The organism is Prevotella sp. Sow4_E9_plate (assembly GCF_052116205.1).
Lineage (GTDB): Bacteria > Bacteroidota > Bacteroidia > Bacteroidales > Bacteroidaceae > Prevotella.
Map to the genome: position 1 here is coordinate 1 of NZ_JBQKLN010000059.1, position 23,464 is coordinate 23,464.

Below are 23,464 nucleotides of genomic sequence, written 5' to 3' on the forward strand. Positions count from 1 at the left end.
ATATCATTTTTACGTCTTGCCTCATTGCTGAAGCAATCGGTGTTTGTTGTCTGTACTTAGGACGAATATCCTTTTCGTTTATTGAAGCTTAGTAAACCTGACTTGTCAATTACTTGACGGTTCGTTTCTTTTACCCAGTCAACGTTCTTATTTCTAAGAAGTTAACCGCTTCTTGTACTACTTGTCTGTTTATGTAAAATCTTTCAAAGAACTCTTTCTTTAATTGCTAAGAGAAACCTTATTTCTCAAAAGCGAGTGCAAAAGTACTAACTATTTTCCATTCCACCAAATTCTTCGGCAAAAAAGTTCGATAAACAGATATATTTTAACACTCGTAAACACTTCGAGCTTTCAAAAATCCTTTTATACCTTATTATATATATGAAATAGATTCAAAAATACAGTTTGGCAATTTCTACTTGCCATTCTCATGATCCTTTTAGCGACAAAAGCGGTTTCTAGTCTGATAAAATGCACATAAAAGACAAAAGCTTTGCTCTTTTCAAGAATTATTTGTACTTTTGCACTCAAAAAATAAAATCAGAATAAGCCTATGTTACATATTGCAGAATATTTCCCAATAACTGACCCTACGTTGATATTCTTCGTAGTACTCCTCATCATTCTATTTGCCCCAATCATCATGGGTAAATTAAGAATTCCCCACATCATAGGAATGGTTTTGGCAGGAGTACTGGTCGGTAAATACGGACTCAATATCCTGGAACGAGACTCATCTTTCGAGCTGTTCGGAAAGGTGGGGCTTTATTACATCATGTTCCTAGCCGCCTTGGAAATGGACATGGAAGGCATGAAGAAGAACAAGATGAGACTACTCATTTATGGTCTTCTTACCTGTTTCGTTCCTTTTTTCCTTACGTTCGGCATGAGTATCTGGCTGCTTCATTATTCCTTCAGGGCTTCCATGCTTCTAAGTTGTATCATGGCATCCAACACCTTGATAGCCTATCCTATCGTGGCACGCTATGGATTGCAACAGAAGCCAAGCGTTACGTTGAGTGTGGGTTCCAGTATGCTTTCACTTTTGATAGCCCTCATCATGCTGGCGGGTCTCGTAGCTTCATTTTCCAAGCACGACGGTATCCTTTTCTGGCTATTTTTCGCAGCCAAGTTTGCTGCATATTGCGGATTCATGATATTTCTGATTCCAAGACTAACGCGATGGTTTCTACGCAGATACAGCGATGCCGTAATGCAGTTTATCTTTGTGATGGCGATGCTTTTCATGAGTGCAACCTTATCCCAGATGGTAGGTATCGAAGGTGTTTTCGGTGCCTTCTTTGCGGGTCTTATATTAAATAGGTATATCCCGCACGTGTCTCCGCTGATGAACCGATTGGAGTTTACGGGCAATGCACTCTTCATTCCATACTTCCTGATAGGTGTGGGCATGCTCATCAATGTGGGGTTGCTTTTCCAGGGCGGTCATATTCTTTGGGTAGTATTCTGCATTGTTTTCTTCGGAACATTAGGAAAAGCCATCGCCGCCTATGCCGCCTGCTTCGGATTCCGGTTGCCGCTGTCATCGGGTCACATGATGTTCGGCTTGACTTCTGCCCATGCCGCCGGCAGTATCGCCATGGTGATGGTGGGTATGAACATTCTGGTGGGTCCGAACACCTATCTGGTAAACGATGACATGCTGAACGGCGTGGTGATGATGATTCTCTGTACCTGCATCATCTCTTCGATGCTCACCGACTGGAGTTCCAGAAAGATTATCCTCCGCGACAAGGAACTACCAGATGCAGAAGATGACAAGAAAGCAAGCGATGAGAAGATTCTCATTCCTGTGAAATATCCGGAATATGCAGACAACCTGATGAACCTTGCTTTCCTGGTAAGAAACCAGAAATTGAACAGAGGACTGGTTTGCCTGAATGTTGTGTATGATGACAAGGATATGCGATACAAGCAGGAACAGGGTCGCCAGCTGCTGGACCATTGCAGCCAACTTGCGGCAGCCACAGACGTGATGACGCAGACGCAGGTCCGCATCGCAGCCAACATCGCCAACGGCATCAAGCATGCCTTCAACGAGTTCCAGTGTTCCGAAATCATCATCGGCATGCACATGCATCCTGAGGTTTCACCTAAATTCTGGGGAGAGTTCCATCAGAGTCTGTTCAACGGACTGAGCCGCCAGATTATCATGGCGCGCATCAAGCAACCGCTCAATACCCTGCGTCGCATAGAAGTGGCAGTACCATCCAGAGCCGAGTTTGAACCAGGCTTCTACAGATGGGTAGAACGTCTTGCCCGACTAGCAGGCAATCTGGATTGCCGTATCCAATTCCACGGTCGCGAGGAAACCCTGGCACTCATCAACGAATATATCACCAACCGTCATCATGAAGTACGTGCAGACTACACCCTGATGAATCATTGGAACGAGATGCCTCGAATAGCTTCCCAGATAGCGGAAGACCACATGTTGGTGATTATCACAGCCCGTAAGGGAACTGTATCTCACAAGACAGCTCTCGAACGCTTACCGGAAGAAATCACCCGCTTCTTCCTGGGAACCAATCTGATGATTATCTTCCCAGACCAGCATGGAGACTCCTCTGGCAATAACCTGACATTTGCCGAACCTCAACATCAGGAGGAAATCAGTGCTTATGTCGCATTCAACCAATGGATTAAAAAGAGATTCAGAAAATAATCCAAGATTTTCCAACAATAATAAAGGTCGCCAAGATTATGGCGACCTTTATTGTTATCAAATAGTTTATTACGTATTCTTATCGAACAGTTTATTTCGTATTCAGAACCAGCTTCTTGGCTTTCATCTTTTCGCCAGCTACAGAAAGTTCTATCTTTCCCGGCTTATTGCCGGCTCTCAATATCACGAGGGCGGAACCCTGGAAGAGATTGCGCTGAATGGTCTTCTCCAACTGGGTCTTTCCGATATGAAGCTCATCCGAAGCGATGTTTCCGTTATCCACCGCCACGATATTCGCATCGCCTTTCACGGTGAAAGTCAACTTGTCGAATGCCTTGGCATCCTTCATGTTCAGCACTCTTCTGCCCTTCTTATCCACGGCAGAGATGCGGACGTGCATCAGATCCTTACCATCAGCATGCCAGGTCTCCACATCCGGAACCAGCTTCAGAGCCACAGCCTCGCCCGTGGTCTCTATCTGATGGCGAGCCACCACCTTGCCGTTCTTCTTAGCCACAGCCACCAGAGTGCCTGGAGCATAGGCGATGTTGTCCCACTTGATGCGGGCGCGGAGCTTAGGATCGTTGCTGTTCTTCTTCACTCCCAGACTCTTGCCGTTGAGGAAGAGTTCCACCTCGTCGCCATTTGTATAGGTATAGAGCGAAACCTTCTCGCCTGCCTCACGGTTCCAGTTTTCAGAAAGCTTTCCGGCAGAAACATTGATGCCATTCCACTGGATGTTGCCACCCGATTTCTCAATAACACCGATGTGAACGGTTGGCTCGTCAGTAAACATGCTCTTCACGAAATAAGCATCCGGCTTGGGCTGAAGAGAAAGGTCGAACACACCCTGGTTCCATCCCTTGACTGGCCATCCCATGCTCTCGCCCAGGTAATCGATGGCGCCCCAATAGGCAAGACCAATCACCTTGTCACGGTCCATCTCGTAGAAGTTAGGTCCCATGGCAGCCACACTTGCCTCACTCTGATAGAAGGTTTTCTCCGGATAGCGCTTGCTGTCACCAGGGAAGTACATGTAACGGTAGTTATATGAATTCACCTCAGTCTCTATTGCCAGGTCGGCTGGAATGGAATCCGTCTCCAGGTTGCGATAGCGGGGATGCATCGCCACGGTGGTGAGTCGGGTATCGTCATAACGGTGCAGCAACTCCTTCTGGAGCTTATAAGCCGTAACGCCCCAATCATTGAAAGGCAGGTTGCTGTATTGCTGCAACTCATTTCCCAGGCTCCACATCACCACCGAAGGATGGTTTCTGTCTCGCTTCACCCACTCAGGAACATCCTTTTGCCAGAGACTCTCCCATTCCACTCTGCCACCGGCATATTGGGTAAGCCACTTGTCGTAAAGCTCATCCACTACCAGGATGCCATACTTATCGCAGAGTTTCAGGAAATCCTCGCTATATGGATTATGAGAGGTGCGGATATGATTCATTCCGAATTCCTTCATCAGTTTCAGTCGCTTCTCGATGGCACGCGGATAGGCGGCAGCACCCAGGGCACCGAGGGTATGATGATTGGCATAACCCTTGAGGAGAACCTTCTTGCCGTTCACCAGCAAGCCCTTCTGTGGGATGATTTCGATGGTGCGCACACCAAACGGCTCCTTTATCTGGTCGGCGATGTTGCCCTCACTGTCATAAAGCGTCACCTCGGCAGTATATAAATAAGGTGAATCCGGCGACCACAACTTGGCGTTTTCCAAAGCGATACTTGGCAATTCATACTCTCTGTCTCTCCATTTGGCATTGAAGTGGATGTCGTTCTTCTGCTCAGCCACCACCTTGCCATCGGCATCGAGAATGCGAACGCCCACCGGCATCTTGGCAGCAGTCTGTCCCTTAGCCACCTTCTGCTGGTTGATAATTTCCGCCTTGATTTTCACCTCCCTGTTGCCCTGTGTACGGATAAAGAGCGGATGGCGAGGGAAGAACAGATCCTTATTGGTAACGATGAGGTTGACATCACGATAGAGACCGGCACCCGTAAACCAGCGGGAGTTGCTTGGATTTTGCGTATCCGCCTTGACTGCGATTTCGTTCGTCTGTCCCCATTTCAAGAGTTTGCTCAGGTCGATATCGAAGCCCAGGTATCCATAGTCGGTACCACCGATTCGCTGACCGTTCAGATAGACATCGCCCACCAGCATGATGCCCTGGAAGTCGAGCACGATGCGCTTTCCCTTCCATTCGTCCTTGGGAGTGAGTTCGTAGCGATACCAGCCGATGCCCATCTCCTTGAATCCACGGGAACTCAATCGGCTGCGCACATTGCTGCCCGCATCGCTATTGTCAGGTCGCTCGCTGGCATCCGGAGCCACCCAGTCCTGTCCTATCAGGAAATCATGTGGCAGATTCACCACATCATCCACGCTCTGGGTTGATTTCAACTCAGCTATGTTCTTCACATCACCACGATGGAACTGCCATCCCTGGTTGATGCTGATGGTATCGCGCACCGCTGCATCAGCCGAAAGGGTTCCCATCAAAGGCAAACCGCCCAGCAGCAACGAGGCGAAAAGTATTGTCTTTCTATTCATTCCAAATTCATTTAATATGAGATTTTTGAAACAAAAGAACTAATCATAAAGTTCAATGTTCAAAGCTCAAAGTTCAATGTTTAAAGTATTAATTTCCGTCTGGCTTGGTTACATCCTGATTCACGGATGGATACCATACGAATTGATTGAAATCATCAGGCTGGGCAGGATTGAAGTCCTTCCAGTCTGCACGGAGAAACTTCACGATAGGCAGATTGAGCTGTTTCATGCCCATCACCACCATCTTAGCCACCTCGTAGGCACCGTATGGATTGAAGTGGGTGTTATCCTCCAAAGCCTTAGTCTGGTTGGGATAAGTATTTGCCGGATAGTGAACCAGCGACTTCTTACTGTTCTCATACCCCAAGGTCTCGAAGAAAGTGCGGGTCATATCGTGAAGTTCTATCACAGGCACGCCCTCTCGCTTCGCCACAGCTCGCATGGCATCAGGATAATCGCCATGAGTTTCCTGAATCTTGCTATGGGTAGCATCGTCAAAACGGCGGCGCTGGGTAGGAGTTACGAAGATGATGTTGCCACCCTTCTTGCGTACCTCGTCGATAAACTTCTTCAGATTGAAAGAGAAATTATACCAAGCACCACTGCCCACATACTTCTCCTTCTGGTCGTTATGCCCGAACTCACAAATCACATAGTCGCCCTTCTTCATCATCGCCAACACCTTGTCCAGACGGTTGGAGGCAAGGAAGGAACCGGCAGTCAATCCGCTTTCAGCATGGTTTGAGATAGCCACCTCCGGACCAAACCAGCGGGTCACCATCTGTCCCCAGGAAGCGTATGGCTCCGTAAACTGATCAACTACCGTAGAGTTGCCACAAAGAAACAAGGTAATGGTTTCGGCTGGAGCCGGCTCCACCTTGATACTCTTTACTGCTGGGGCAGCACCCGTAAACTCCAGAGTCAACTTCTCGTCCCAGGTAAAGTAATCCTTCTCGCGAGGCTTGATCTTTACGTTCATCTTCGCATTGATATAAGGGCTGCGCTTGTTCACGATGAAGGAGTAAGTCTTGAACTCGCCTTTCCTGGTGCTCACCTCGTCGAGCATCAAACGGCGGTTCTCTGCACGAACCACAGTCTTGCCCGCTTTCTTCTTAGAACCGAGCACCACGGTCACCTTATAGTTGCCATCCGCCACCTTCACGGAATAGAAGAAAGGCGCATTGCTCTTTGCCTTTGGAGCAGCCAAGATGTCATATCCCTGACCCTTCTCAGCAGAATAGACAGGCTGCGCCTTCAACAGGTCGATATCGAAAGTCTGGGCATTGGCGGCTGCCGTAGAAGCCAGCGCCAGCAGACCGGTGAATAAAAAATTTCTTGTCTTCATTTTGATCCTTCTTTTAAGAACAATCTTTTTCCATTGCTTTACTTCAGATACTTCGCCAAAGGACTCTTCATCTTCTTCAAACCCTTAGCCACGCACTTGGCATTATGCTGGGCACCCTTCAGACTGGTGTGGGTATGATCCTTCTTGTAATAAGCCTTCACCTTTTCCTTACCTATCTTATCATAAGAATCGGCAGCGATGTTGTGGAGGTCGAGGAAGGCAACGCCTGTCTCTGCAACGATTTCGCGATACCACTTGCCGTAGGTATCGTTTCGGCGCTCCATCTTTCCGTCAGGCCATTCGTTGCGAGGAGTCAGGGAAACGAGGATTGGGGTAGCACCCTTCTCGCGCACATCCTGGATGAACTTCTTCAGATACCAGCCGAAGGAATAAACCACCTCATACTGCTTGCTCTCTTCCATCTGATAGACATGGCAGGTATCCTTGGCACTAGGAATGGAACCGCGCATCTTCTTGTCGGTCATAGAACAGATGTCGTTGTGTCCGAACTCGATGAGCACGTAGTCGCCCGGCTGAAGACTGTTGTATACCTTATCCCATCTTCCCTCGTTGAGATAAGAACGGGAACTGCGCCCCGCCTTGGCTGCATTCACGCAGGTAATCTTCTTAGGATTGAAGATGGTATAAGCCTGAGAGCCCCAGCCCCACATGCCGTCTTCGTCCTTATCGGCATTCTTTACGGTACTGTCTCCGGTGAAGAAGACGACCGGTTTGCCCGGTTCGCGCTTGAAATTCTCCACCGGCAAAGCCACATTGATCATCATCGCCTGCAAAGGAGCCAGACTTGGATCCTTGCTCTCTGCCAATCCCTCAGCAGCCGAACGGGCATTCATCATCGCTCCGAAACGGGAGGTGTGGATATGGTCGGTGAAGAAATGATACTTCTCCTTCCAATGACCATAGCTGTCGAGCTTGGCTGCAGAAATCTCATTCAAATCAACGAAAGGAACGCCTTCCTGCTCTGCCACCTGCTTTGCCCACAATCCGAAGGTCTTGTTGACGCGGATAATCTTGTCGTTCTCATCGTAGGCATCACGAGGAGTAAGCGACATCAGGATAGGATGAGCACCCAGCGCCTTACAGTCGTTAATATATTTGCGCATGTATTCGCCGTAAGTATAGACGGTTTCCTTCACGCCCGTCTCCTTGATGGTGACATTGAGCGAATCCTTGCCGATGCCAGGGATGCTGGCACGTGCTCTTCCGCTATCGTAAGGACCATTGTCGTTATGACCGATGGAGATGATTACCCAGTCGCCAGCCTTGATGCCCCTGCGCACATCCGGCCACAGACGGTTATAGAAGGTACGGCTGCTCATGCCTCCGAGCGCCTGGTTCTCTACCGTAATCTTGTTGGCATCGAAGAACTCGTGCTCGTAGTATCCCCAGCCCCACTGACCGTTATTACCATTACCCAATGTGCCATTGCGCATGGTAGAGTTACCTATGAGGAAGAGCACCGGGTTGTTGCCCTTGCGGCTGGTTCCCGGCTGTATTCGAGCGGTCATCGCCTTGTTCAGGCTATCTACGGTATTGTCGATAACCTTGTTGACATCTTCCATCGGTTTTGCCACCTGGGCAAAAGAAGCTGTTGTTGCCGCCATCAATGAAATGGCGAATAATATTCTTTTCATTAGCTACGTTTTTTATCAAATTATTATCGTTATATTATATACAAGAGAATTCTTTCATTCTTCACTTAATCCTTTCTGCATGATCGGGCAGATAATATCCCAGATGTGGAGGCTGGTTATAGCCTACATTCTGCCATGCCACTCCCATACGGTAAATATGGTCGTGCATCAGGGTTGGAACCCGATATTCCGTAGGGAAATTAGTGGTGAAGATGTTGAGATGCGATGCATCGCTCTTGTCCCAATAAATGACTTCCTCTCGCCAGTCGCCGAAGAGGTCAGCCTGCAGATTCGGGGTCGCCTTCGACCAGTTGCAACTCACCGAGTTTCCCATCTCGTAGAGCTGTTTTCCATTGCTCAAAGGCAAAGCCACCGCCTCGCTGCCGTTCCATTTCTGGAGATAAGGAGGAAAATGAGGAGAACGCCCGTTTGCCAGAATTTCATCCTGCAAGTCACCATCCCAATAGATCCGGAAGTTCATTGCCGGCATTCTGGAAACAGCTCTGAAACTCGTTTTCTCATTACTTCTGAAATGATCAGCTTCATGATTCTTCTGTGAGGATAAAGATGATTCTGCCGAAACAGGCTTACCCTTAATGTCTCTTACTACAGGAGCATCCGAACACCAATATTCATATCCCCGATGCCTGGAATCGATATCAGCAGCCACTCCTCTTCCGGTATCTTCCTTATCGAGTGTACGGAACAGGATTTCGCCTGTTCTCGCATCCCGCAGGTCAGAACCGTAAGGATATTCTTCGTGTACCATAAAATATTCCAAGCCCGGACGGTCGGGATCCAGGTCAGCAAGATGCTGCGCATCGCCATGTCCCAATCCGGTAGAATACAACAAGGTTCCGTCAGGGTTGATGGCAGCCGAACCGTATGTGATTTCGTCACGTCCGTCTCCGTCCACATCGCCCACAGCCAGACTGTGCGCTCCCTGGGCATAGGCAGTTGCCTTACATCCATGAGCTTCCTTCAGCACCTTTCCGTCGGCATCGGTCACCTTCCAGTCGTTGGGAGTCAGCGAAGCATGGAGCCATTTGGTCTTGAGTTCCTTTCCGTCGAAATCTACCGCCCAGAGATAAGAGCGGGTATAATAGCCACGGCACATTACGGCACTCGGCTTCTTGTCGGCACCCTCCAGGAAAGCCACACCAGCCAGGTATCGCTCGCCACGGTTGCCATAGTTTGCCTTGTCGCCCCAAACAGAAGAGTAGGCAGGGAATCCGTTCTCCAGATGCTCCCCCTCTTCCACCTGATTGCCCGTACCGAAGGCTCGGTTGGGCTCATACCAGATGGTATGCATCGCCTTTCCGGTTTCGCCATGGAAGACCGTCAGCAGTTCAGGACCGGTCATAATGCGACCTCTGGAATTGCGATAGTCGGCATGGTTGTCGATGGAGCGGATTCCTTCATCCGTAGCCACATCGCTCACAAACCTGCCCCTGGCATCTACCGACCCAGCCGATGTCTTGCAGACCATTTCTGCCTTGCCATCGCCGTCGAAATCATAGACCAGGAACTGGGTATAGTGGGCACCGGCACGGATATTCTTACCCAGATTGATGCGCCAGAGCTGGGTTCCGTCGAGCTTGTAGCAGTCGAAGATGACCTCTCCCGTATAGCCGTCATGCGAATTGTCATGGGCATTGGTCGGGTCCCATTTCAAGATGATTTCATATTCTCCGTCTCCATCCACATCGCCCACGCTACAGTCGTTGGGTGTATATTCGTAGGATTTTCCATCGGGAGTGACACCGCCGGCAGGACGGTTGATGGGCAGGGAGCGATAGAGATCATTCCATGGCTTCACCTCCTTCGAAACTTCTCTTTCAGCCGGAGCATCCATCCTGGGTTCCTTCTGATAAGTGATGATTCGATAGCTGCTGGCAGCAGAACCTTTCCGGTCTGTATAATTGGTCAGCTTCACCTGATGGGCGATAATCTTTCCATCTCTTTCTATGTCGAAGCATACGTTCTTGCTGTCCGTACCCAGCAATCGCCAGCTGAGGAAGATTCCCTTGTCCTGGGCAGGCAAAGCCACCAGACCACGGTCCAGCTTCTCCATCTGCGATACCGGAGTCTGCACTTGTGCATGGAGATGAGAGCAGGGAGCCATTGTCAGCGCCATACTCATCATCGGAAATAACATTTGTTTGATTTGCATGATGATAGTTGTTTATTGTTTTGTATTTCTGCTACAAAAGTACGCATAATCCGGTTCATCTACCTAGTAATATTATCCGAAGAAGCGAACTATCATACAATTCTTCATTATTTCATTCTTACAGTTTTCTGTATGAGAAGAAAAAAGAGCGATACCTTCTACCTAGAGAAAGATACCGCTCTTCAACATATAATCATTAACCTATCCTATAGATATCCGATTAGTAACCAGGATTCTGCATCTTCTCCTTCTCCTCGTTGCTCAAGGAAGCACCGTTCTCGTTGGTAATACCATCGAGGAATGACTGAGGAATAGGGCGATAGTAGTGCTTGGCTGGATCAAACTTGCCCTGTCCACCAGTAGAAGCATCACTAAACGCATTCCAGCGAGCTTCCAAAGTCTTGGTACGAGCCAAATCTTCCCAACGCTGACCTTCACCAATCAACTCTCGTGTACGTTCATCCAAGAGGAAACACATGAACTTATCATAGTCGGATGTCAATTTCAAAGCTTCGTAGATAGGCTGTTCAACCTTAGAGTTGAGCACATCCTCAATACCATTCAGATGCATATTACTCTCAGTAGAAGCAGTAGTCTCGGCAATGTTGTTTGACTCATAATAAGTATTCTCCTCTGTATAGATAGAACCCTCGGCAGAGAATCCACCACCCTTTCCTGTACAAGCAGAGTTCTTCTTATAAGCCTGTCCACCATCACGGCTGATAGAGCGGTCCTCGCCAGCCTTGTAACCGGCACGGTCACGTACCATATTCAGGTAAGTGATGGCATTTCCATAATCCTTCTTGCGGATATAAGCCTCAGCTACCATCAGAACATCATCGGCAGAACGGGCAATGATGGCATCACGGGTTCCAAACTGTGAAGCGATAGATTCACGTGCACCGTCACGGAACTTGCTCAAAGCCACGCTTCTGTTGTGGATACTACCCAGAATATAGTAGTTACCAGAACGCTCAGCAGGATTGCTCTGTGTATTGAAGCTGAAAGACTGACCAGCATAGTAGCGTACGAAAGTATGCTCTGGAACAAGTTTACCATTCTTCAAAACATAATCCTCTGACTTTTTCTCTGAACCATCAGCATTCAAAGCTGGAGTAAAACGAGTATCGCCAGGATTATTGACGATATACTTGATACCAATCTCACCACCCTTGAAACGATGATCGCCTGGATCTGTTTCTGTAGGAACCTTCACATCATCAGGATAATACTCTGGGTGTGCCTTATAGACATCATCCGTAATCTCCAGCTTTCCTGTGTCCTTATTCTTCTTGGTAGTAATCCAATATGGAGCACCTGCTGTATAATTAGCACCATACTTGGTTATGAATGACTTCCAGAAACGGGAATCATTCACACGGTCAAATACCTGCATAGAATACTCTGTAGCACTGACGTAAGAGAACTCACGACCACCAGAGATATCACGCTTGCAACCTGCTATATTCTGATAGACTGATGGATAGTAGAGATGGAACTGGTTACCGAAGCGTCCATGCGTGCTGGCACCATCATTAGAGAACTGTGCAGCAAGCACCACCTCACTGACATTCTCATTGGCACCATTAGGCTCTGTATAATCCCACAGTTCCTGGAAGTTCTGGCACAATGGGTGGGCAGCTATTACTTCCTTACCGTACTTGATGACAGCATCCAGGTCGGCATCCTTGTACTGAGCATTCCAGCTATCATGCAATTCAGAGGCACGATACAGATGAGCCTTTGCCAGGAAATGGGCAGCAGCCGACTTAGTTAGGCGACCAACCTGCTTTCCTTCTGGAGATTCAGGCAACAATTCGTATGCCTTCTGGAAATCAGAAATAATCTGGGCAAAGCACTCTTCCTCGCTATTACGAGTATAAGTATAATTAATCTTACCATTGCTTGGCTCCAGCTTCAAAGGCACACCTCCATACTGCTTTACCAGCTCGAAATAAGCAAAAGCACGGAGGAAGTAACCCTCACCCAAACGGTTGTTGTAAGTGCTCACCTTCTCACCATAATATAATGGAGTATTCTGGATGACAAGATTGGCTGGTTCTACGAGACCATACATATTGTCCCACAATGGTTGGTTGGCAGCAGTTTCACCCGAGTTCAGGTCGGTGCTGTATGCATTATAAGAGGTGATGTTGTTGGCACCACTGGTAAACTCATCGATACCCATACCATAGAGATAAATACCCCAGATATAGTTATACTTAAACTTCAATTTCTGGTAAGCACCCGTTACCAGGTCGTCAATACCTTCCTTAGTCTGGAAATAAGCCGTACCTTTCTCAGTAACCAGCTTCTCGTCAAGGAACGAATCACTACAAGAAGTAACAGTTCCTAAAGTTGCACCTGCAATCAGTGCTGCATATAATATTTTGTTTGTCTTCATGATGTATCTGTATTTAGAATCCAATGTTTAATCCGATAACCCAGCTCTTGATGGTTGTACCAGAACCATAAGAAGTAGAGTTGTTATCATAACTCAAGAGGTCGGTATCAAGCCACTTACACTTCTTATAGATAGTGAATGGGTTCATAGCCTGAACATAAACCTTGAGATTGCTCATACCCAACTTGCTGGTCATATTCTTAGGGAAGGTATAACCCAGAGAAATGTTACGCATCTTGATGTACGAACCGTCCTGATAGTTCATTGAGCCAGAAAAAGTATCGGCATTCTGTCCCTGAGAACCTGGAGAGTAATACTCGGCATCCTCATTGATATCCTTAATCCAATAATCCACATCACGCATAGCATACATACCACCGAGGGTTTCTGCACCCTTGGCTACAGTAAACTTCCAACGGGCATAGATGAAGCAAGACAACTCGAAGTTCTTGTAGCTGAAGGTATTGTGCCAACCGCCTGACCAGCGTGGACGAACCTTACCTACAATCTGACGGTCGTTGGCGTCAATCTTGCCGTCAGGATTTACATCCTTCACCTTGATCTGACCCGGCTTGCGACCAAACTTGGCAGCTTCTTCTGCCTCAGAGGTCTTCCAGATTCCATCATATACATAGTCGTAGTAAACACCGATTTCCTCACCTACGAAGAGACGGTCGTTTACGTTCTCCTTCACGCCATTGTTCAACTTATCCACACGGTTGCGGTCGATGGTCCAGGTAAGACTGGTATTCCATTCGAAATTCCTGGTCTTCACAGGGATGGCATTCAACTGCAGGTCAACACCCCAACCGGAAGTCTCACCTACGTTGGCAAATGTGCTGGTATAACCGGTGAGAGATGGGATGGTGGTAGCCAGAATCAGGTCGGTAGTCTTGTTGTGATAGTAGTCAACACTACCACTGATACGGTTGTTGATGAAGCCGAAGTCGAGACCTAAGTTCCACTGCTTGGTCTTCTCCCAACCGAGGTCGAGGTTCGCCATCTTGTTAGGATTCTTGGCAGAAGCATCAGAAGGCAAGTAACCCACTGTAGGATCCATACTGCCCCATGCATAGTAGTTGCTCTGAACAGCACCCTGAGTAGCGTATGCAGATACAGCATAGTTACCGGAAATACCATAACCCAGACGAAGTTTCAAATTGCTTATGAAATCAGCCTTCTGCATAAACTTCTCCTGATCAATACGCCAACCAAGAGCTACAGATGGGAATGACGCCCACTTATGACCATCAGACAACTGAGAAGCACCATCGGAACGAACACTGGCTGTCAACATATACTTGTCTGCATAGGTATAGTTCACACGAGCCATGTAGGAAGCAAGCGAAGTTTCAGTCAGCCCCGTAGAATAAGCCTGCGGATTTCCCAAAGAACTTGTATTCCACCAAAGCTCCTCTGCACTCGCTACATAAGCCTTGATATTACCATTCTCTGAATGATATTTGGATGCACTCTGCAAAAGGGTCACGCCGATACGATGGTTCTTTGCAATAGTCTTATTGTAGTAAACCAGGTTATCGAGTGTCCATGACACCTTGTTGGATGGGTTATATTGAGCAATGTTTCTGCCATCACCATTGATACCATCGGCTGCATTGGCGATGCCCAGGCGATAGTACTGAAGTTCTGGACCAAACTGGATACGATACTGCAAGCCCTCCAATGGCTTCCATACCTTACCGAAATCAAACTGAGCGTAGGCACTGCCGTTGATACGGAAATTGGTACGCTTGTTGGTATTATATTTCAGCTCATCAATAGGGTTGATCACGTTCACGTTGTAAGCCCAAGGGTTTCGGATATAGTTACCGTCAGAATCGTAAGGCACTGTCCATGGAATCATGGAGTTCAATGCATTATAATAATCACCAGGTCCCGTTACAGACTTAGAGAAGTTATAACCATAGTTCTGGGTACCGTATGAAGCATTCATGGTGAAGCCCAATGTCAATGGAGCTACTGGTCTAGCCTCGAAAGATGTATTCAGGGTAAAGCGCTGATAGCTCTGGCCTGGCTGTACGCCCTTCTGGTCTAAATAGCCAAATGAGCCATAACCCTTGAACTTATCTGTACCACCAGAAGCACTGAGTGTATGCTCATGGGTGATACCGGTCTGCTTACCATGAGAAGCCCAGTCGTAAGAGCCTACCAATTCCGGATGATAAGTACCATCTACCCAAGCCTGGTTGATATTCGCCCAGCTGTCTGCCTGACCGCCGAAAAGCTTCACATCACCCTCATAATTAGGAGCAAAGTCTTGGTTTTTATCACCATAGAGTCCCTGATTATATGCAGCCAGTCGGGCATAGTCTATCCACTGTGTGGCATTCATCATCTTGGTTACATCGTGGAGTGTAGAGAAGGTTACGGTACCTGCATAGTTCAAGGTAACCTTGCCTTCCTTACCCTTCTTGGTAGTAACGAGCACAACACCGTTGGCACCACGTGCACCATAGATAGCGGTAGCAGAAGCATCCTTCAATACCTCGATGCTCTCGATATCCTGAGGGTTGATATTCTCGATACCACCGTTCTGGATAATCATACCGTCTACTACATAGAGAGGAGCACTGCTGGCACCGATAGAGCGCTGACCACGGATGGTGATGCTACCTACTGTACCAGGACGCTGGGAGTTGGTGATATCCACACCGGCAGTCTTACCCTGCATACCCTCCAGGGCATCCTTTACAGGCATCGCTGTCAGGTCCTTTGAATCCAGGTGAGCCAAGGCTCCGGTCACATCGCTCTTGCGCTGCACACCATAACCTACTACCACGACTTCATCCAAAGCCTTGTTATCTTCCTGCAATGTTACCTTCAGATCGCTCTTTCCGGCAACGCTTATCTTTTGGGCAATATAGCCGATATATGAGATTTCCACAGTAGCATTCTTTGGCACATTGGTCAAAGTAAAGTTACCATCTAGATCAGTTACGGCACCTGTGGTTGTGCCTACTACCTTAACACTGGCGCCAATGACTGGCTCGCCCATGTTATCTACAACTGTACCTTTTACTGTTTTAGCTTGCTGTACTACATTTGTAGCCGCATTCACCTGAGTTGCTCCTACAGGGGAGAACATCAATGCTGAGCAAAAAAGAGTAACAGGCAAAACAGACTCTTTAAAAAATAGTTTGTTGTCCATGTCTTATTACGTTTTTTGGTTTATTTGTTATTATTTCGGTTGCAAAAGTACACTAATTCTTGCCAACAATACTTAATATTTTGGCTATTCACCCTTATTATTTGACATTTATTAGTTTTTTGCCATTTTCGTTCATGTTCAAGCTTCAGAAGGGAGGGAGGAAGGGGAGTGTTCAGGAGTTAAAGGAGTTAAGGAATTAAGGAGTTAAGACGTATGTCTTGCTGCTTAAAAAACTACGCCAAAAAGACTATTGTCTTAACTCCTTTAACTCCTTAACTTCTGAACACTTCTGAACCTGCGAAACTTCTATATATATAATTAAGGTGTACCCCCCGGCTAGATGATGGTAATCCAGACGGATTCACCCTTTCCCCTCGCTTCGCCGATGCACTTCTTCAGGCGATGCAGCCAGATGCGGGAGTTCACCACCATGCCCTTCAGCCTGTTCTCGCCCACCAGGATGCAGCCCTGGGTATCGTCGGGATAGTTGCCGGCATGGATGCGGACGCCCTCAAAATCGGGCACACCCTGAAGATACGGCAACCACTCCTTGAAACGGGGCGATAGGGTAACGAGCAGAGGATAGGTGCCTTCGGGTATGGCGGTATGTCCCTTCATCTTCTGCGCCTTCTTGCCCGATACCCTGCCCAGGCGCACGTTCTCCTCCTCAGGCTGCAGTTCCACGCCCTTCAGATTGCGCCACGTCGGCTCCAGGGTATCGCAGAAATAGTTCTCCTCCGACAGCAGCTTGCCGTCTACCGTGTGTTCAAACCATCGCTTCAGCTGGGGATGCGCCCAAGAGGAATGCACCTTCCGCTCTACCTCCTCATCCTTCAGGATAAAGAGGCGTCCGATGGTATAACTGTTCTTTTTAGCTATACGCTTCAATACAATTTCCATAAATTTCAATTAATTAAAGTTTAGGAATCAAGCTCCTGACCGTCATGACGGTATTTGAGCTTCTTAAAACTGTAACTTCTGTAACCGTAACCGTTTTTGCCGTCCTCAGATTCCATGCGCACGATATACTTGCGATAAATCCATTGCTTGATGACGTTCTTGCAGCCCTGCGCTTTCAGTCCGTGTTCCAGACGGATGGCTTCCAGCTGCGGTTCGGTGAAGACATCGGGCAGAAGCTGCAGGATATTCTCCGGTCCTCGCTTTGAACTCTTCTCTGCAGTGCTCGCCTCCTTGGCTATCATATCCCCGAAGAAACGCATCTTGCAGTAGAGGTCGTAGCGCTCGCTCCAGCGGATGAAATCCTCTATCTCCGGCTCCCATCTGTAGCCGTTTGCCACATAGAGCACGCACGCCTTCAGATAGGCGATGACGTTGGCACGGAACGAGAAATTCTCGAAGATGCGGTTCTGCGAGGTACGGGAAAACTCGGCATTCTCGTTCTTCAATACCTCGGCAAGCCGATACGCCTCTTCGCATTCCACCAGCCCCGTTGCCATACAGAGATTTTCGATGTAGGGCTTCAGGGCTTTTCTGAATTCATCATCGTAGGTTCCATATACCGGGATGTCCTCACCGATATCACGCTCCGGAATGGTACTGAAATTGATACGGCTCAGCGGACCGTCGGTCAACACCTTTGAGAAATAGCGCTGCCCCTTGTCAATGGTGGTGGAAGCATTCCAGTTGAAACGGATGGTGACACGCTCGGTTACGCTCTGGGTTCCCACACGAGTCTGACCATATTGATTATCTGGGTCGAAAGCGAGACACATGATGCGGAACTGCTGATTGCCGATACCCTTCAAAGCATCAAACTGGTCAATCTCATTGAGCGAAGTATAAAGAAAATGTTCCTTTGCTTCAGCGGTACGCATCACGAAGGCTGGGTTGGTCATGTCGGCATCAATCTCCTGGATGATGAGGTTTTCGGGGCGCTTGCGCTTGTCCTTGTTGGCACCCTTGCGCATCATTTCGTCCTTCCATTCCTTCTCACGTTTCAGGTTTTCAGCATCTCTTTTGCGGATATCCTCCATGATGAAATCGATAGGTTTCTGCACGCAGCTCTTTCCTGCTCCGGTGCCGGCAAGCAGCACGCTTGACAAGGTTGCCTCATGCTCCACGTTGTCGATATATCTGAATCTCGTCTGCCACAGATGGGTGGCGAGAGGAGGGAAGATGGCGCAAGCCACGGCTGGCTGATAAATCTCCGGTGTCTTCGAGATAAGTAACTCCACCAGCTTCGGCAGCTTCTTCGGCATCGGTGGAGGGGCGGGATACTCTTCTTCGTTACTTTGAACTCCGTTACTTTGAACTTGGAACATTGAACTTTGAACTGTATGATTACCCGCCAGGCGTTCACGTTCCGGGGATTTGCAATCCCCGGCAAGCAAGCTCTTAGCCGCCTGCTCCGCCAAGGCATTTACCCGAATCACGTCTCTAGAGAAAGGCTTGGAGCTATCCCCATATTTCGAATAGAAGTCATGAATCAGCTGATGGCAGTCAGGTTCCTGATAATAGCTTGGCATCTTCTCTGCCACCACCTTCATCAGCTCCTCTTCGCTCATCACTCGTGATGCTCCGGCACTCATGATGGCGAGCAGGGAGGAATGTCTGGACCCCACGGTGTCAATATTCATCCCCTTCAGTCCCGCAGATTCTTGAAACAGGTCGAAGGCTATCAGATTCTTCTCACTGGCAGAACCTGCTTCTGAGGCTGCCAATCTGCCAGCATTCTGAGCATCTCCAGCAGGGCTGAGATGAGAATCAGCAACACGATTGCTATCACCAGGTTGGGCAGGCTGAATAGCAGAGCCAGAAGAAACAGCGTTATCGCCACTAGTGCCCGGAAATCTATTGTCTTCACTTTGAACATTGAACTTTGAACATTGAACTTTATGATTACTTTGAACTTTGAGATTTGAACTTGGAACTTTATGATTACTATCGCTAGGTATTTGCCCCTGAAAGTCCCCCGCCAGGCGTTCCGGGGATTTGCAATCCCCGGCAAGCAAGCTGTAGCGAGCCGTCCCCTTACCGTCAATCGTAAGCCCACGCTTCAAGAAAGCCTCTCTACGGGCTTTCAGCTCCTCTGCGGGCAGCACCCCATACCAGTCCTTGGAGCGGTAAATCTCCGAGTCTTTATCCGTGATATAGATCATTCTTTCGGGCGAGATGCAGCTCTCATCATAAGGCACGCCCAGCGCCTCACAATACGCCTTCTGCGTCTCCTCGATGGTCATCCCTATCGGCATGCGGATGTCGATATGCAGCTTATTTTTTGCAGAATACTCCAGGTGCAGCAGCATCCCTTTCCAGATGCTGTCGCTGCAGTTCAGCTCGCGCGCCTTCTCCAGCGCCTGCTCCACAAACTCCTTATCATCCACATCCACGGTAGTCTGAAAAAGGAAAGCCGTAGGGTCAGCATTGCTCTGCGATCTACGGTTTTTCAGAAAACGGTAGTAGTGAGCACAACGGAAGGGCAACTGCCCCTTAATTCTCTGTCGTGCCTTGGCGAGCTGGGCATCATCAGTCCTGTCCACGCTGCGAATGGACTTCTCGCCACGAATCTGCAGCACCATCTCGTGCAGCCATGGCAGCGAGATGGTCTTGTCATAAGCTGAGAGCGGCTGGCAGCTTGCGCTGCCCTTATTCCCCCCTCGGAACCCATTGAATGCAATCCAATGTTGCATCGTTTCATTTTTCATGTCCATAATAATATTAAAAAGAAATTAACGCCAAAGCCCCCCTCCTCCAGAAGAAAGCCCCTCCAGAAGGAGCAAGGAAGGAGCGAAGAAGGGAGCCGAAGAAGGAGCAAGGAAGCCCCCTCTGAGCCACCGTTCCAGGCGTTTCCAACGCCTGGTCCCCTTCCTCAAGTCCCCCGCCAGAAGCAGACCCCCTCCTTCTTTACCCCAGGCTCTTCACCTCGTACATCTCCGCGAGCTCCCAGTAACGATGCGCCAGGTCGTGAATAAACTTCCTGCCCTTTTCGGTCCATACCAGATAGGTATGCGTCAACGCCTTGCCCATCTTCTCCTTTCTTCCGTCGCAGTTCGGGTCCAGAAAGGCTTGATAACGGGTGCGGCTCTTCGCCAGTCCCATGTGCGCATACTCCGCATAGAGCAGATACTGCCCACTCTGGTAATACTGCACATGCAGCGCACAGAGCGAGCGGTTCAGTTCCTGCGCCGTGATACCCAGCTCCTTCGCCACCTGGGTGGTGGTGAAGCACGAAACGGAATCCAGCACATTGTCGCTGTAAATCGCCTTAGGCAGAAGCCCGTCCACCTGCTTCTCCAGGTTGATGACGTTCTCGCCCTGGATAGAAGCCCATCTCGTCTGCTCATCCAGCACTCCGTTGAGACGTCTGATCTCCACATCCTGCTCGTCGATGAGTTTCTTGTCAAGTCCCAACTGCACTTCCTGCTGATGCAGCAGTTTCTTCTGCTGCTCCAGCAGCATCTCCTTTTCCTTCAGGGTAGCACGGAGAATCTCCTCGGCATTGCGAATCATCTCCTCCTCGCTCTCCCCTTCATGCACCGGGATATAACCGCCCGTCTTGCGAATCTGAGGCAGCACCACCGAGGTAACCCAATCCTTGAACTTCAAAGCCGAAGCCAACTTAGAACCGAGCACCAGGGCATAAAATCCGCTCTCGTTGACGAAGTTCATCTGCACGTTCTGCACCTTTCCTTCAGAAACGCCAAAACGATTTTTGACAGTTCTAGCAATGCGGTATTTCGCCGTATCGCTAGACCTAACATGCTGTCTTACAGCGTCTGTAGCTCTCTTATATCCCAGCGCATCACACAAATCCTTAGCACAGAACCAAGGCTCGCCCTTCTCATCAGTAGCGGTACGAACCATTCCGAACTCCGGATTTTCAAACACACACACAGGTGCAGCCATCTTCTTATTTTTAGAAGACTGTGCACCACACTTGGCAGGGCTAGCAGCCTTGCTGCCCCCCACCTTCTGATTCATTAAATTTGTCATAAATAATAAAATTAAATGTAAATAATTGAACTTTTCGCAAGTCAGCCCCTTAGAACATATCATAAAGTTCAAAGTTCAATGTTCAATGTAAAAAAAATAATTGTATCAACCTTGTCAAAGAACGATGGGCTGATACGCTGCGCCACTTACAACATGGCAGGAAACCTATCCCAGCAACCTGGCGATAGGAAACGGAAAAGCCCCAGACCTCAGAACCGGTATCGTTCTGAAATCTGGGGCAAATGTACGGCGATATTTTGGATAAAAAATGGGGCGTACCCGTACGGTCGTACTAGTACTACTTACCCAAAAGCCGCATTATCGTAAATATTCTTTGATTTTTTCACCAAAATCCAATATAGAAGGCATAGAAAGCGCATCATTATAACGGGTTCTCATCACAGAAGGCTTCATATTCCAAAATCTCGAAAACACCTTCCATACATTATTTATCCCCAATGCAACGGATATCTGAAAAGCAAGATATGCTTTCTGATAATTGGAAAGATTGAGTGGTTGGAAATTCTCATCTAAAATCTCCTCCTTATATAATCTCATCAGGATTCTTGCCGCCTTCTCACTCTTTAATTCTTCAGGCAACTGAGGGATAAAAGGCAGAAGCGGCATAACTTTCTGAGAAAAACCAGATTTATCTTCTCCTTTATCCTTACCTTCATTCACTTCCTCAAAGTCAGCTTCATTGAGATTGCTATCTGATGAAGAACCAGATGATGCTTTATCAGAAGACCCACCGAAGATGTTGTTACCAAAATGCCAATCTGGTGCATTTTCGAAATTAACATTTAAGTTTATTGTCATCATTCTGCAGATTAACTAGTTGTTGAACACTTGTAGTCATCTCCAACATGCGCTTGCCGTTGAGAGAAACTACGATACATACACTCAGGCTGATTACGCCTAAATTAGAAAGCGCAATCAAAAGAAATAAAATTGTTTTAGTCATAATACTCCCTTATTAAATCTCTTTTATGAAGAAGTGACTAAAAACTACCCTTAGCTAGTTAGAGAAGGTAGCCCTCATGATTTTCACGAGGTGAGGCAGCTATTAGACGTCGCTGGCGATACCAGCAGCACCTCAAGAATTCATGTAATTACTTTCATTTATCAATTTTTAAGTTTTTGTTGTTGTTTATGTTATCTTTTACCTATTTTACTGGGCCTGATTCACAATACTGACGGAGATCAACTTTCTTCCTAATCAAATCTTTCACCTTTTCGGCTCCAGGTCCATAGATTTCTTCATATTGTCTTTGCAGTTGCTTAATGCGTGCAAGTCTTTCGTCTCTATCCTTGATATGCTTTTTAGATTTGTAGTTGTCGACTGCCTCATGTTCAACATGAAGATAGTGACCTATTACATAGCAGAATTTTGCAATGGTTTCAAACTTTATGTTAGGATCGAAATCTAGGAATTTCCGAATCGTATCATAAGCAACATGAAAATCCTTCACGATTGATTTTCGGGGAGAAATATCCTCATCAATCATGATACCGAGAAGAGTTCCGATGCTCTCGATATAAGCTAATTTCACCGACCGGATAGCCAGAGATTCTGTATTTTCTGTTTCTGTTGTCTTTACAGCCATTGCTAATTTTATTTTATTCGTGTAAAATTAGCAATAATCGGCGGAACCCGCAAGCGTTTTACGTCTCCTTAGGACGTAAAAAGAGTGCTACTTTTTTAATGATTCTCAGAAAAGTATACAAAAAAAGGGAGAAAGTGCGCAATTATAGCATCACTTTCTCCCCTTACCTATTCTTCTCCTGTAATGAGATTTACCACCCTGGTAAATGTTATACCCGTAGGTACTTTTTCTCCTTTACTTCTCAGGTACTTCACCAGTTTCTTCTTTGCCCAGTTGAGTCTTTGATCTCTGTCTTTATAGATACTCCTAAGATAATTCATCTTAGCCGGAAGCGTTTTCAGCATTTCCCGCAGTTCTTTCGGATTGCCGTACTCTGCCCTTTCATCTTCCATCTCCTTGATTCGAGCCTTTAAGGCCTCATTTTCCTCCACCAGCTGGTCATAATGGTGGAGCAAGTTTTTTACCTGCTGCTCGTAGGGCAGGTCTTTGTTCATTTTATACATAAGCAACACTTTCTAGAATTGCCTTACATATACCAGGAAGACAATATTCTTTCCAGTAAAGCACGAGCATAGAGTATAGCTTCCTCTTCAGGAACTTCACTTCGCTCATCATACCCCCAGTCATTCACAAACTCGGCTCTTACGATAAATTCAGCCTCCTCTCTTTTAAAAGATTTAGCCCACTTGGAGAACTCAGGCGCATTCTCCGCCTGAGCTCCATGGATAAAGTCTGTAATATAAGTAACCAACCAGTTACTCAATTCATTCATTTTAATCGTTTTCATATCTACTTTATAATATCAATAGTTCGTTAATAATTCAATAATGTGCTAAGCAGCTATACGCTGTAAGCACGAGAGATCTTTGAAAATCTTGCTAATTAAAGTTCGGTTCGGGGTGTACCCACTTG

General features: G+C 47.5%; 14 protein-coding genes. 1 reads left to right on the forward strand and 13 read right to left on the reverse strand.

Annotated elements, in window-relative coordinates:
* The first annotated feature begins 553 nt into the window (after positions 1–553).
* The gene (locus ACTQ53_RS15740; RefSeq protein WP_441934098.1) at positions 554–2,686 is read left to right on the forward strand and encodes a cation:proton antiporter; all 2,133 of its coding nucleotides are present in this window, start codon (positions 554–556) and stop codon (positions 2,684–2,686) included.
* 91 nt (positions 2,687–2,777) lie between these two features.
* Here the strand turns inward: ACTQ53_RS15740 and ACTQ53_RS15745 are convergent, their stop codons facing one another.
* The 13 genes from ACTQ53_RS15745 to ACTQ53_RS15805 form a co-directional block, all read right to left on the reverse strand.
* Positions 2,778–5,246 (reverse strand): glycoside hydrolase family 2 TIM barrel-domain containing protein, encoded by a 2,469-nt coding sequence (locus ACTQ53_RS15745; protein WP_441934100.1) that lies wholly within the window; start codon positions 5,244–5,246, stop codon positions 2,778–2,780.
* Positions 5,247–5,334: 88 nt separating this feature from the next.
* Positions 5,335–6,591, reverse strand: a complete 1,257-nt coding sequence (locus tag ACTQ53_RS15750) for a rhamnogalacturonan acetylesterase (RefSeq protein ID WP_441934102.1) — start codon at positions 6,589–6,591, stop codon at positions 5,335–5,337.
* Between the two features lie 38 nt (positions 6,592–6,629).
* Entirely contained in the window at positions 6,630–8,246 is a 1,617-nt protein-coding gene (locus ACTQ53_RS15755) for a rhamnogalacturonan acetylesterase (RefSeq protein ID WP_441934104.1), read from the reverse strand.
* A gap of 61 nt (positions 8,247–8,307) precedes the next feature.
* Positions 8,308–10,419, reverse strand: coding sequence for a rhamnogalacturonan lyase (locus ACTQ53_RS15760; RefSeq protein WP_441934106.1), 2,112 nt, complete (start codon positions 10,417–10,419; stop codon positions 8,308–8,310).
* 220 nt (positions 10,420–10,639) lie between these two features.
* On the reverse strand, positions 10,640–12,823 hold the full coding sequence (locus tag ACTQ53_RS15765; RefSeq protein ID WP_299399880.1) for a RagB/SusD family nutrient uptake outer membrane protein: 2,184 nt from the start codon (positions 12,821–12,823) through the stop codon (positions 10,640–10,642).
* A 13-nt stretch (positions 12,824–12,836) separates the two neighbouring features.
* Complete coding sequence (locus ACTQ53_RS15770) at positions 12,837–15,929, reverse strand: SusC/RagA family TonB-linked outer membrane protein (protein WP_441934120.1); 3,093 nt, start codon at positions 15,927–15,929, stop codon at positions 12,837–12,839.
* A gap of 399 nt (positions 15,930–16,328) precedes the next feature.
* Positions 16,329–16,892, reverse strand: coding sequence for a DUF5675 family protein (locus ACTQ53_RS15775; protein ID WP_441934108.1), 564 nt, complete (start codon positions 16,890–16,892; stop codon positions 16,329–16,331).
* A gap of 20 nt (positions 16,893–16,912) precedes the next feature.
* A complete protein-coding gene (locus ACTQ53_RS15780; RefSeq protein ID WP_441934110.1) occupies positions 16,913–19,663 on the reverse strand; it encodes a hypothetical protein in 2,751 nt (916 codons plus the stop codon).
* Between the two features lie 193 nt (positions 19,664–19,856).
* On the reverse strand, positions 19,857–20,945 hold the full coding sequence (locus ACTQ53_RS15785; RefSeq protein WP_441934112.1) for a phage antirepressor: 1,089 nt from the start codon (positions 20,943–20,945) through the stop codon (positions 19,857–19,859).
* A gap of 318 nt (positions 20,946–21,263) precedes the next feature.
* Positions 21,264–21,767, reverse strand: coding sequence for a hypothetical protein (locus ACTQ53_RS15790; protein ID WP_441934114.1), 504 nt, complete (start codon positions 21,765–21,767; stop codon positions 21,264–21,266).
* A 344-nt stretch (positions 21,768–22,111) separates the two neighbouring features.
* Entirely contained in the window at positions 22,112–22,552 is a 441-nt protein-coding gene (locus tag ACTQ53_RS15795; RefSeq protein WP_295346094.1) for a hypothetical protein, read from the reverse strand.
* A gap of 167 nt (positions 22,553–22,719) precedes the next feature.
* Entirely contained in the window at positions 22,720–23,055 is a 336-nt protein-coding gene (locus ACTQ53_RS15800) for a hypothetical protein (RefSeq protein WP_441934116.1), read from the reverse strand.
* Between the two features lie 23 nt (positions 23,056–23,078).
* Positions 23,079–23,339 carry a hypothetical protein gene (locus ACTQ53_RS15805; protein ID WP_441934118.1) on the reverse strand — a complete coding sequence of 87 codons (261 nt, stop codon included), beginning with the start codon at positions 23,337–23,339 and terminating at the stop codon, positions 23,079–23,081.
* Positions 23,340–23,464: the final 125 nt, after the last annotated feature.